Origin of the sequence: Mesorhizobium sp. M0139 (assembly GCF_040322455.1) — a bacterium.
Classification (GTDB): Bacteria; Pseudomonadota; Alphaproteobacteria; order Rhizobiales; family Rhizobiaceae; genus Mesorhizobium.
Genome location: NZ_JAMYTN010000003.1, coordinates 1 through 12625 on the forward strand (window position 1 = coordinate 1; position 12625 = coordinate 12625).

Annotated in this window: 8 protein-coding genes; 3 read left to right on the top strand and 5 right to left on the bottom strand. The window is 59.3% G+C overall.

What is annotated here, in order from left to right; translation table 11 throughout:
- On the bottom strand, positions 1 to 1171 hold a 1171-nt coding region (locus NKJ58_RS05020), incomplete at its 3' end, for a hypothetical protein (protein ID WP_352852850.1).
- A 323-nt stretch (positions 1172 to 1494) separates the two neighbouring features.
- On the opposite strand from NKJ58_RS05020, the gene NKJ58_RS05025 reads away from it, so the two are divergent.
- A complete protein-coding gene (locus NKJ58_RS05025; protein WP_352852851.1) occupies positions 1495 to 2433 on the top strand; it encodes a transglutaminase-like cysteine peptidase in 939 nt (312 codons plus the stop codon).
- Between the two features lie 85 nt (positions 2434 to 2518).
- On the opposite strand, the gene NKJ58_RS05030 is transcribed toward NKJ58_RS05025, so the two are convergent.
- From NKJ58_RS05030 to NKJ58_RS05045, 4 genes are read right to left on the bottom strand one after another with little or no spacing between them, the layout of a single operon-like run.
- A complete protein-coding gene (locus tag NKJ58_RS05030) occupies positions 2519 to 3160 on the bottom strand; it encodes a ribbon-helix-helix domain-containing protein (RefSeq protein WP_023681069.1) in 642 nt (213 codons plus the stop codon).
- Positions 3150 to 4439 carry an HlyD family type I secretion periplasmic adaptor subunit gene (locus NKJ58_RS05035; protein ID WP_023681070.1) on the bottom strand — a complete coding sequence of 430 codons (1290 nt, stop codon included), beginning with the start codon at positions 4437 to 4439 and terminating at the stop codon, positions 3150 to 3152. Before NKJ58_RS05035 ends, NKJ58_RS05030 begins: the two co-directional genes overlap by 11 nt.
- A gap of 43 nt (positions 4440 to 4482) precedes the next feature.
- Entirely contained in the window at positions 4483 to 6615 is a 2133-nt protein-coding gene (locus NKJ58_RS05040; protein WP_023691465.1) for a type I secretion system permease/ATPase, read from the bottom strand.
- A gap of 37 nt (positions 6616 to 6652) precedes the next feature.
- Positions 6653 to 8101 (bottom strand): TolC family protein, encoded by a 1449-nt coding sequence (locus NKJ58_RS05045; protein ID WP_352852852.1) that lies wholly within the window; start codon positions 8099 to 8101, stop codon positions 6653 to 6655.
- A 1767-nt stretch (positions 8102 to 9868) separates the two neighbouring features.
- On the opposite strand from NKJ58_RS05045, the gene NKJ58_RS05050 reads away from it, so the two are divergent.
- Positions 9869 to 10585 (top strand): pentapeptide repeat-containing protein, encoded by a 717-nt coding sequence (locus NKJ58_RS05050; protein ID WP_352761701.1) that lies wholly within the window; start codon positions 9869 to 9871, stop codon positions 10583 to 10585.
- Between the two features lie 499 nt (positions 10586 to 11084).
- Entirely contained in the window at positions 11085 to 12272 is a 1188-nt protein-coding gene (locus NKJ58_RS05055) for a magnesium transporter (RefSeq protein WP_352852853.1), read from the top strand.
- Positions 12273 to 12625 lie beyond the last annotated feature (353 nt).

The window sequence follows — 12625 nt, forward strand, 5'->3', positions numbered from 1 at the left end:
CATCGCCCGGCGCGGCATCCGTGATCACGTTGCCGCTCGCCGTGCCGCCTTCCGTGACGCTGTCCGTGTCGGCAACCGCCGTCGGCACGTCGTCGACGATCTGAACGGACAGCGTGCCCGGAAGGGACACGTCTCCGTCGGTGTCGGTAACCGTCATCGTCATGTCGTCGAAGATGGAATCTGTCCCCGCGTCGGGGTGAGTCGCGCTATGGACGAGCGTGTAGCTGTAGCTCACCTGGCCTGTGCTGGCGTCGTAGCCGTTGACGGTCAGCGTGTTGCCGAGCGGCGTGATGATGTCGATCGGCGTCGATGCGCTGTTGGCAAGAGCCGCGCCCGAAATCACCTGGCCGGCGATGGTCAGCGAGCCGACACCGTCGGGAGAGGCGATGGTGAAGGTGCCGGTGTTGTGTTCGGAGATGTCGCCGTCAACGCCTGGCGCCGACGCTTCGCCCGAACCTTCCGGCCCAGGGCTTTCCGGCAGGCCCTTTTCATTGACGATGGTGTCGCCGCCCTCGACGGAAGGCGTCAGGTCGATGATCGACGGTGTGGAATCCGGCCGCAGGCTTGGGAACAGCTCGCGATGATCCGGCTGGCCGAACGCCAGGTCTGTCGGAGGCAATAGTGCCGAAAGACCGAACCCGTCGCCGATGCCACCGGGGGGAACCGAGAAGTCTGCGCCGGCGCTTGGGTTCGAACCGCCCGGGCCGGCCGAGATCGAACCATCGGCACCGAAGGCGACATCGACGTGGCTCGCTTCAAGAGCGGCCAGCAAGGCCACGCGCGGAACTTCGACATCACCGATGATGAAGGTCGGCACGTTGAGCGCGCCATCCTTGATGAGGATGACTGAACCGTCGGGCTGTTCCAGCAACAGATTGTGGCCGTCGACCTTGATGTTGTCGATGGAGACGTCCGCCGGAAGTTTCACGATGTTGCTGGCGTCGGCCACGTATTCATGCGGCGCGGCTGCCGCCGGCGCTTTCGCCTCCGCGGGTGCTGCCGGCTGAACGGGTGCGCCACTGCCGACATCGACCGGCACCGGCTCGGCAGGCGCCGCCTGAGCGGCCTGCGCTACCTGGATGCCTGCCTGCGATGGCGAGCCGCCATGTTCATGTGAAGAGTGCTCGTCCCAAGAATTCGAGACGGTATCTAAATCGTTACTGGTCGTCATCGCCAAACCCCTCCGGCATTTCCCGGATAAAGACAGTGACGACTTCTGCTTTGCAACTGTCCCGCAATCAATTTCATATATCCCGGTATGCAAGTCTCGGCATTTTTTACGTGTGGTAAACCCGGAAGATATAATCTGATATACATTGGCCGCGCCGCGCTTCGTTTGATATCCGCCGGCTGAGCTGGATTGGTAAACAGAAGTATAAATTTGAATAAAGTTTTACACAAAATAGGTATTCCCGATTGAAGGAAACTTATCCACCTTCCTTTCCAGTAATTTGAGACAATATTGGTACCGTCCACAGTCAAGAGGTGGGCGTCATGAAAAAAGAAAACTCTGCCCTGGGAATAACCGGGCTCAGGCTCCTCCTGCTGGCAATGGCGATTGCAAGCCTGCCGCAGCCATCATCCGCGAAAGCAATTGCCGTGAATGCCGGCGCTGCCGCTGGAGTTCTGGCGGCGGTCGAAACCCCGTCCAGTCTCGGCGGCGTTTCGCTGGCTCGGCCGCAGCCATGGCAGCCGGTTTCAGCCTACCGGATCGGCATGATTTTCAGCAGCTCTGTTGCCGTTGATGAAAAGCGTGGTTCTTCGATCGCGCCGCCCGCCGCCGGGATCGACCTGATCCAGACGGCGGCGATCATTCCCGGCGTGTTCGGTTCTGTTGCCCTGTCGATGCGCAATTTCCCGGTTTCGGCGCGCTGGGCGCCGGTCTACAAGGCAATTGTCGACTGTACCGCGAGCAGCGCGTGCGAACGCAAGAACAGCGCCTTTGCCGAGATAGTCAAGGCAGCCGGGAACAAGAGCTTCATCGACAAGTTGTCCTTCGTCAACTCAAGTATAAATCGCGCCATCGCCTACAAGAAGGACAGCGTGGTTTACGGCAAGCTCGACTACTGGGCCAAGCCCCGGGAAATCCTTGAGCGGCGGGCAGGGGACTGCGAGGATTTCGCCATCCTCAAGATGGCCGCGCTGCTGCATGCAGGCATCCCGGCGCAGAGCATGTCGCTGGTCGTCTTGCAGGATCGCAAGCGCGGTTTCTTTCATGCCGTGCTGTCGGTCAGCACCGGCAGCGGCGTCTTCATCCTCGACAGTTTGAGCAATGTAGTTTCCCGCGACACAGACCTGCCGACCTACGTACCGCTCTATTCGTTCAGCACCGATCGCGCGTGGATCCATGGCGCGAAGACCGGTTCTGCTCAAATAGCCGATATCAAGGGCGGCCTTTCGACGGTCGCGCCTGGTGAAGGTGTGCAGCCGTAAGCTCCCATCAGAGAGTCTTGAGCGCTCTATCTCTTGTTTGACGCAATTTTCCACGAAAACCGCTCACACTTTTCCCGGAATTGCTCTAGCCGCCGAAGACGAACGCCATCAGCAGTTCCGGCTCGACCACCGGCGCCCGCACCGCGCTCAGTTGACCGCGGTAGCGGCGGTCGCCGGCGCCTATGACGAAACCGGTCGCGACCGGCGTCTCGCCATTGGCGTCGAGCCTGGCGAATATGTCGGCGACATTGAGGTCCAGCGCCAGCTTGAGATCCTGGCGCGCGTCCTCGTTCGGCGCCACCGGCAATTGCCGCCGCACCAGTTGCTGGAACGGCGCATTGAAGGTCAGGATCTTCTTCGACGATGCCAGGGCAAAGGCCGGCGAGGGACAGGCGACGAGAATGGCGCTGATGGTCTTGATCGACGCGAGCCTCTGCAAGGTGAGGTTTTGGTCGGCCAATCCACGCATGCAGGCTACGCGAATTGCCGATGTCAGGTTTCCGGCGTTGGCGTGGCTCTCTGCAATTTCCTCGATCAGTGTGCCGATGGTGCATTTGCGGCTTTCCGCCATCTGCTTCAGCGATGTCCAGAACGCCCGTTCCAGACGAATGCCGCGGCGCATGCCGCCACGCGCCACAACCCGGAACTCCAGTCCGAAATCCTCTGCCGCCAGCGGTGGCAGCAGCCGGTCGCGATCGGCAGGAAGGGAGACCGCGCTATCGCTCACTCATTGCCTCCTCTCGCGCCTTGTTGATCGGCTTCATAAGGTAGGTGAGAATCGTTTTGCGTCCGGTCTTGATGTCGACCGAACAGATCATGCCGGGGATGATCGAATAGGTCTTGCCGTCGCGTGTCAGCGTCGATTTGTCGGTGGCGACACGGACCTGATAATAGGGTTCGCCGGTCTTCTGGTCGACCAGGCTGTCGGCAGTGATGTTCGAGACCTTGCCTTCGATGCCGCCGAAAATCGAGAAGTCATAGGCGGTCACCTTGATCAGGGCATCCTGGCCCGGCCGGATGAAGGCGACGTCCCGCGGTGAGACCCGGGCTTCGACCAGCAGGGTCTCGGACGTCGGCACGATACCCGCGACGACCGCGCCGGGCTGGACGAAGGCGCCGACCGTGTTGATGTCAAGCGTGTTGACGATACCATCGACAGGCGAACGGATATCGGTACGCGCCACCTTGTCGGTGGCACCGCGTATCGTCTCGTCCACCACCGAGAGATCGGCCAGCGCCTGCGTCAGATCGCTGAGCGCTTCCTGTTGCAGCTGGAGGCCAAGTTCGTCGACCTGAAGCTTGGCTTCCGTGATGGCAGACCTGGCTTTCTTGATGGTCTCTCCGGCAAGCGTCAGCTGACCATTGAGCTCGGTCTGCTCGCGCTCGACGCGGAGCTGCTCGGTTCGCGCCATCAGGCCTTTCTTGACCATCGCTTCGACCAGCTTCGCCTCCTGGTCGCTGACGGCCAGGTTCTTGGTGAGGCGATCGGCATTGGCGTTGGCTTCGTCGAGTTCCTTCTCACGCTGATCGAGCCGCGACTTTAGAACCGACAGTTTGACTTCGAAGTTATCGCGCCGCGCGATTAGCAGCTTCTGCTCGTTGTCACAGATTTCCGGCGCCACCTTCTGGATCTCTGACGGACAGGGAAACGCGCCCTCGAGGCTGCCGGTCTGTTCGAATTGGAGCCGTGCAATGCGCGTCTGCAGCGCCCGCGCCTTGGCCTGCTGCTCGCCAAGGCTGGAAGTGTTGAAGGTGTTGTCGAGACGAATGATGAGGTCATTCTTCTTGACGACCTGACCGATCGTCACGGCGATTTCCTGAACCACGCCCGGCTCGCTGGCCTGGATGATCTGGGTCTTCGACGCCGGTATGATCTTGCCGTCGCCGCGTGCGATTTCATCGACCTCGGCGAAGGATGCCCAGGCTACCGAACTCGCAAAAAGCGCCCCGATAATGAATATCGAAGCCGACGCAAAAAGCGGCGGACGGTCTTCCCTGGCTAGCATTTACCACGTCCCAACGTGCTGTGTTCACGCATAATTCTGTTCGTCAGGCGCTTGTTTTCTGCAGCGCTTGTATCACTTGGTCTTTCGGTCCATCGGCAACGATCTTGCCCTGCTCGATGACGATCAGGCGGTCGGCCAGCTCGAGCATGCTGAAGCGGTGCGTCGATACGATCAGGGTCGTGTTGCGATCGAAAGCCACTTTGAGCTGCTTGATCAGCTGGCGCTCGGAAGCCAGATCCATCGAGCCGGACGGCTCGTCCAGGAACACGATTTTCGGTTTGGTCAGCAACAGGCGGGCAATTGCCATTGTCTGCCTCTGACCGCCCGAGAGATTGGTGCCGCGCTCGCCGACATTCATGTCGTAGCCTCGCGGATGGCGGGAGACGAAGTCGTCGACGCCGGCAGCCTTGGCCGCCTCGACGATCTGCTCATCGGTCGCCTCCGGGCACGCCATCAGGAGATTTTCCTTGATGGTGCCGGAAAATAGATCGTTGGCTTGCGCGACGATCCCGACCGCGGCGCGAACCTCAGATGGGTGGTATTGGCGGATGTCGATCCCGTCCAGCAGCAGCTCGCCGGAGGTCGGCAGGAAAAGCCTGCCGATCAGCCTCCCCATGGTCGTCTTTCCCGAGCCTATGCGGCCGATGATGCCAATCCGCTCACCGGGCTTCACCGAGAAATTCAGGCCGGTCAGCACTTCGTTTTCGGAACCCGGGTAGACAAAGCCGACATTCCTGAATGCCATTGCACCGTTGCGAATGGGGCGGTTGACGAAACCAACCGTGTCCGGCCGATCCTCAGGCTGCGCCATGATCGAATTCACCATTCGCAGGGACAGCATCGCCTGGCGAAGTCTGGACAAGGTGATCGCAATCTGCCCAAGCGGGGCCACCGCCCGGCCTGCCAGCATGACGGTGCCGATGATGGCGCCGGTCGAGACATGCCCTTCCGAAAAGGCATAGGCGCCGGCCACGATCAAAGCGACGGTGACCATCTGCTGGATGGCTTGGGTTATGTTGCCGGCGGCAGCCGAAAGCTGTTTGATCTTCTCGGACGTGTTGGATGCGTTCTTGGAATGCTCCGCCCATTTTCGCAGAAGGTAAGCCTCTGCGCGCAGCGATTTGATCGTTTCCAGCGTGGAGATGGATTCCACCAGCAGGGCCTGGCGCTGCGAAGCCTCGTTCATGGAAGCGGCAACGCGTTTGCCGATGCGCCGTTGCGTGATCAGCCCGACGATCACCGAGGCCACAAAGGCAATGGCCGGTATGACGACCAGCCAACCGCCTATCGCATAGATGACAAGAAGAAAGACGAAGACGAACGCTGTGTCGATGAAGACGCTGATGGTGTTCGACGTGAAAAACTCACGCACGAACTCGTACTGGGTCACCCGATTTGCATATTCGCCGGTTGAGCCGGGCCTTGCCGACAAGGACGAATTCAGCACCTTCTCGAAAAGCATATAGGAGATGCGAAGATCGGCCTTGCGCCCGGCATAGTCGATCAGTGACGCTCTGGCGGTCTTCAAGAGCAGGTCGAACAGAATGACCGCGCCGATCCCGATCGACAGCACCCAGAGCGTCGATATCGCCTTGTTCGGCAAGATCCTGTCGTAGACGTTCATGGTGAAGATCGGTGAGGCAAGAGCCAGCAGATTGATGAATACCGCCGACAGGATGACCTTCGAATAGGTGCGCCAGAACGGCCCCATCGTGCCGGTCAGCCAATGTCGCCGCTCGATCTTGGCCGCCGAACCGACGCTCATCGCCTCTACTGCGTTGGCATAGGTTATCGAGAAGGAAACGCCGCCACTAATATAACTTCCGGAAAACTCGGATTTGCTAATTGTGGTGCGCCCGTCTTCCTGGGGAGCGGTCGTAAATCCACCGTCCTCGGTCTGGGCAAGCAGCGCAACCGGCAACTGGCTGACGCGAAACAGAATGGCGGGAAGGTCGATGCGTCCGCGAAGAAAGTCGCGATGGCTGAATTCCGTGATTTCAAGACCGATGCGTTCGGCAAGATGCCGGATGGCGTCGATATCGATGCGGGTGTCTGACAGCGGCACGCCGGCAAACAGCACGGTCTCGGAACTCGGCCTGCCGAGGTACCCGGCAACAGCGGAGAAGCAGGCCTTGAACGCCTCTTTTGGGGAGAGGATTTTGGGTTGTGGGTTCACGATCGGCCCGCAGGACTATCGTTCGTCCTTGACCTTCCTACTTCTTTCTTACCGGTGCGAGGATGTCGAAAGGCAGATCGTTCGTCTGCTCCGACGGCGTGCGCCCATACGTTTCGGTGTCGGCCGTTTCAGGCGCATTGAACTCGGCCTTGGCATAGGCGGTGGCCTGTTTTGCCGGCTGAAGATTCATGGTCTTCAGCAACTGCCCGGTTGCCGCCAGCAGCCGGTACTGCGCGAAAAGCGACGCGTAGGATGCGGTGTCGGCAAGCGTAGCTGTGTTGAACCGCGTGTTCTGCGCGTCGAGCACGTCGAGCAGCGAGCGCTGTCCGACCTTGAACTGCTCGCGATAGGACGCCACCAGCCTTTCGTTGGCGGCAGCCTGAAGCTTCAATGTCTTTGCCAGATCGGCCTGCCGGAAGCGGCGATCCCATGACGTACGGACGGCTTCCTCGATCTCGCGCAGAACCTGGTGCAGCACAAGGCGCTGCTCGCTGGTGCGGCGGACCTGCTCTTGCTCGTTGGCTTTGTCGATGCCGCCGCGATAGAGGTTCCAGCGCAGCACCAGCCGCGCCTGCAGGTCGCTAGCGTCGCCATCGTCGCCGTCGATGTCATAGCCGCCGCGGGCGCGGCCTTCGGCGATGACGGAGGGCCCGAATTTCGCCCGCGCCGCATCCACCAGGGAGGCGGCGGCGTCGATATCGCTGTTGGCCATGTGGACGCGCGGATTGTTCTGTCGCGCCAGCCCTAGCGCGTCGTCGAGCGACCTTGGCAGCGCGCTCGAGACATCGCCTGGCCTTGACGCGTTGGTCAGCGGCTTACCGACCGTCTTGAAGAACCGTATCTTGGAAGCCTCCAGTTCTTCGGTCGCCTCCTGCATACGTGCCTTGGCAGCGAACAGCCGCTCCTCGGCCTGCTGGCGATCAGCCTCGTTCAACGCGCCGCCTGCAATACCTTGCCGGATGTCGCCGAGGATTGCCTGGTGAAAGCCCAGATTCTTCTTCGCTTCTGAAACGATCGAAGCCTGCAGCATGTATTCGAGATAGTCCTGGACGACAGACAGTCCAATGAATTCAGACCGTTCCAGCACCCGGAACGATGCGCCGTCGACCCGCGACGCCTGACGGTTCAGTTCCGCCCGCCTTGCGCCGCTGTCATAAAGCGTCTGCGTGACAACGACATCGGCTTCCGCCGGATAGAGCGCGTCATCCTCTATGGACAGCGAACGCCGGGAGGAATTGTCGAGACGACGAACCCCCGCCGACGCCTCGACATCGACGCTGGGAAGATAAAGTCCCTTCGCTTGGCGTAGCTCGAATTCGATTGCTTCGCGGTTTTCGATCGCTTGGCCAATTTCGGGGTTGGACTCCACGGCAACCGCCATCGCCTCCTGGAGAGTGAGCGCGTGAGCATTCCCACAACTCAATATGGCGACCGTCGTCAGCAGGCCGAGGCGCTTGCCTATCGCCGACATAGATGTCGTATTCATTTCACCCCACCCCAACGTTCCCCTGCGCCATTATTGCCAGGCGTTACAACTCAACCGTGATTGTTCACAAATTTGCAAAATATGGGAGCACTTATTGATTTAGTGACCGCTAAAACGCTGAATTCAAGCAAAATTCTATAGAATGTCGCAAAAATGGCACATAAAATACCCACTGCGGTGTTTGGGTAACAGCCGTCCGAGTTTGAACAGGCAAGCGAAACCGCTCCGGGAAGGAGGACCGCAAGGCCACCTTATGACCTATTTGCTCCTGATGGCTTGACTATTTCTGGGTGTACTTTTTCAGCGAGGTGACCGACAACATCTTGGTTGGCAGCTACAATCGGCAGGATAGGCCAGCGTGCCAGCATAGGGCTCGTATGACGGCCGATCAACGAGTGGGTCAACCGAAGAGGTGACGGTACTTTTTGAGGCGGTTCGGTAGGCCATCGAATGCCGCAAGGTCCAAAAATCGCTCGATTGATCCCATAGCTGGTGAAACCTCAAAATATTTCTTGCGGCGATTTTCCGTTAAAATCAAAAGCGTAATTTTTTGACGGTTCTAGTGTCGGCCTTTCGCAGCTCAGAAAAAAATTTGACTGTAACGAGTCATACGCTGTTTAAACAATGCGGAACGAAGTGGTCGGTAGCGCCACCACTTTGCGGGACGACATACGAGAGTTGCAGGACGAGCGGTCAAACATCGAGGGGCCGCCGGCTCGTTAGATACCGCTACTCGTTCTTCCGCGCCATTCCAACAGGCTGAACTTCGAGGCAAGTGAGCCCGTCCTGGTCCGGCGCCTCGACTCGTAAATCCATTCCACCGATTACAACTGCCTGCAAGCTGCCGCTTGTTTGTTACTTCCCAAGTCTCATCGGCATATCGAGGCGCTAGACCGTCGGCTGGTCGCGCGCTGTTGCCGCAGCTGCCGATCTGCAACCGTCCCCATTTCCGCCGTTCTGGACCCTGTCTCCCAACGTTTGCAAAACGAGGTCAGCTATGGTCGGCAGTTTGGGGTCGCGGGAGCATACGGAATGATACGGGACCTTTCAGATTTTGGCCCACCAAAATTCAGCAAAATCAACAGTTTCCGTTCGCCCTCCGGGCCCACCAATAACTCACGGCTTACGCCGAACTCTTTGTTTTGTGAATTGAGCGCTTTCCCGAAAGTATGTGCCTTTGGATCGACATAGTCGTCAGTCCGTTCGTCGATTCACCTTCTGGGGATGCCACCTGTCACACGTAACCCAAGAATTTCAGCTTCGAAAGACTTCCAGCGATTCGTGCGGCAATCGGCGGCTACGACGTGCAACAGGATGGGTTCACACGACCGATGGCTCAAACCACGGGAAGGCGCTCGTTGACAGTCACTATGGTTGTCACGGCCTCACGCTTCAGCTGTCGCTCTCCGCCCCGCCGGCGCTGGGAGGGTCACCACCGAACTTTGGATGGTGTCTCTGGCCGGGGGATATCCAGGTTTCTATGAAATCCAACGGATCTACGCTCCCCGTCATTTCCTTCGCGAGCGTCAGACGCTCCTCCAGGCGCTGCTCACGCTCCTCGTTCGTGCACTTGAGGCGCTCATGCGCATCCGCGAAAAAGCACTCTACCGTCAAAGCCTTTCCCCACCTCTCGATAATTTCGCAAGCTGCTGCTGGCTATCGGCGGATCGTTGATGCGCAACTGTGACGGCGGTCGTTACCGTGGCTCGAGTGTCAGCAGATGTGGTAAGGTTGATTGTCGGCGAGTAGCAGAGGGGTCCAGCAACAATGACTTTGAGACGAACCAGAGCTTACGGCGGATCCGGCTTGGTTCTGGCGGTTTGCACTGTATTTGCTTGGCAAAACGCCACCGCCGCTCAAGATTGCTACGCAGCCGCGACGCCTGGCGTCAATTGGCAGGAGTGTGACAAAAAGCTTCTCATCCTGGAAGGACAGGACCTGAGCGGGGCAAACCTGTTCGGTGTTGATTTCACTTCGACCGACCTCAGGAACAGCAATCTCCTTGCGGCAAATTTTGAGAAGGCAACGCTTGTGCGCGCTTCCCTGGCCGGCTCGACCGCCAAAGGCGCCCGGTTCGACAAAATCGAGGCGTACAGGACCGACTTCAGCCAGATGGACGCGCAGGGCGCTGTGTTTACGGGCGCGGAAGTGCAGCGCTCGAATTTCCAGAACGCCAATCTGGTCAATGTTGATTTCACAAAGGCGGAATTGGGGCGTGCGCAGTTCCATGACGCCGATATCAGCGGCAGCCACTTTTCGTTTGCCAATCTCGCGCGGGCGGACTTCCGAGGAGCGAAGTTCACCGCACCGATAGACTTTGAGGGCGCTTTTTTCTTTCTGACCCGTATCGAGGGCCTCGATCTATCCAATTCGGCGGGTCTGTCCCAGTGGCAGCTCAACATGGCTTGCGGGGACGCCCGGACCGAGTTGCCTTCTGGCATGACGAGGCCAGAAAATTGGCCCTGTCAATTCCAGCAGGAATAGCCCGCCCGTCCGCTTCCCGCCCAAAGGCTGCCGGGCGGCAAAGCGCCTCAATCAGTCCTCGGCCGCGGGTCAAAGCACGACACTGCGGGACATTTCCGGCAATCTCATTTACCGGCGAACGACAACGGCCAAATAGAGGACGGATGCCCAAGGTCAAAGGTGATACCGCTCTGGACAAGGAGCGCGCCAAAACAGAGAAGCTCCTCAAAAAGGTTGGATACACCGCCTTGAAGGAGGCCGGTGTGGTATCCAAGCGACCCGACCTCCCAAATCTAAAGGTTGAAAAGCGAGGGAAATAGCGCGGACACTCGCATGCTGACCTGACGAGGGCACGCCCAAAATGTAGACGTCTGCTTTGCCTTCTCAAGCTAGGAGCGTGCAGGCGGCGCTTGCGAGAACCACAAGGCGGACTGCTGGGCCGGAAGAACTGTCGTATTTCCGCCCCGGTGCGATCCGATACTTCACAACTTTTTCACTTTCAATTGGGGGGCCATATCATATGAACGAAGAGACCGGCGTTCAGAAGTTGGTGCGCACGCTGCGTGCTCGAGCACCTGATGACGCAGCTGAATTGCTCGCTAGAGAGTCTCCCGAGTTCATCCGCGACACACTAAAGCTGTTGCCTGACGGGCACGCCCGTAAGGTGGCCGAGCATTTGCCACTGCATATGCGGCCCATCAGCTCTCATGATGGTGACATGGGTTTCGCGATCCCCGAGTCGCTCGTCGAGGTGATGGACCCGATCCCCGCCAGCGTTCCTGTCGGGACGACGGTTGCTGCCGCGGTGGAAGCTGTCAGAGGCGCCCAGGTGCCGACCGAGCTCACTTATCTCTACGTCACGGACAAGGGCAATAAACTGGTTGGCCTGGCGGTCCTGCGCGATCTGATGCTGAGCGAACCCGACGCGATTGTCGATCACATCATGCTGCCCAGGCCGTTCGCTCTTGATGTCGGTCTCTCTTTGAGTAACGCATGCAAGGCGGCGGTACGGCGTCACTATCCTGTTTATCCGGTGGTGGATGCGGAGAACCGGCTGCTCGGGCAGGTTCGCGGCTGGCGATTGTTCGAGCAGCAAATCATCGAGATTTCCGCCCAGTCTGGACAGATGGTAGGCCTCCAGAAGGAGGAGCGCTCTTTTACGCCGCTGTTTTCAGCCTTCCTGAAGCGTCATCCGTGGCTGCAGTTGAATCTCCTGACGGCCTTCATGGCCGCATTCGTGGTCAGTTCGTTCACAGGCACGATCGAGAAGATCGTCGCTCTGGCGGCGTTTCTCCCAGTCTTGGCCGGGCAGAGCGGAAACACCGGCTGCCAGGCACTGGCTATGACGCTGCGTGGCCTTGCCCTGGGGGATGTGGACAAACGACCGAAGCTGCACTTGGTGATGAGAGAGGGCGCGCTCGCGGCCGCCAACGGCGCGCTCGTCGGCGTTGTTGCGGCTGCGGCGATGTGGTTCTATGCCTCGATGCAACCGGCGTCGGCGGCGCAGGCGCCGATGCTGGCACTTGTGATCCTGCTTGCCATGTCCGGATCGTGCCTCATGTCCGGCATCTCCGGCGTGCTGATCCCGTTGAGCCTGCGCCGGGTAGGCGCCGATCCGGCGGTCGCCTCGGCGATCTTCCTCACCACCGTGACCGATATTGTAGGCATGGGCCTGATGCTGGGGCTGGCAACCATGCTCGTGCTGTAGCAAGCTGCGTGCGGTGACGCGTCCCTGGGAGTTGGGGCAATGAGCTGACCTCGCGTTCAAAGAAATTGCAAGACCCGGGCCGAATCGCACACGCGTCGTGAGAAGCACCTCCGGCAGCTCTCCGCCCCCTGCGAAACGCGACGGAAGGCCTTTGGAGAAGCCGTGGGTCACCTTGAAGCATGGTGACCAGATACGCAGAATCGCCCACCCAATATTAATCTTCTCGGCTGGGCGATCCACTACTGATGAGATTTGAGTTTGTTAAGCCTTGGGCCAAATACTTCAATCACGTGCAGCAATGTCGAGAAGAGTTTTTGACAATCAGCGCAGCCGAAATAGGAATAAACCCGATA

What these genes read in the sequence shown, in the direction of transcription:
- NKJ58_RS05025 (WP_352852851.1), top strand. Translation starts at nt 1,495, where the DNA reads ATGAAAAAAGAAAACTCTGCCCTGGGAATAACCGGGCTCAGGCTCCTC.
- NKJ58_RS05035 (WP_023681070.1), bottom strand. Translation starts at nt 4,439, where the DNA reads ATGCTAGCCAGGGAAGACCGTCCGCCGCTTTTTGCGTCGGCTTCGATA.
- NKJ58_RS05045 (WP_352852852.1), bottom strand. Translation starts at nt 8,101, where the DNA reads ATGAATACGACATCTATGTCGGCGATAGGCAAGCGCCTCGGCCTGCTG.
- NKJ58_RS05050 (WP_352761701.1), top strand. Translation starts at nt 9,869, where the DNA reads ATGACTTTGAGACGAACCAGAGCTTACGGCGGATCCGGCTTGGTTCTG.
- NKJ58_RS05055 (WP_352852853.1), top strand. Translation starts at nt 11,085, where the DNA reads ATGAACGAAGAGACCGGCGTTCAGAAGTTGGTGCGCACGCTGCGTGCT.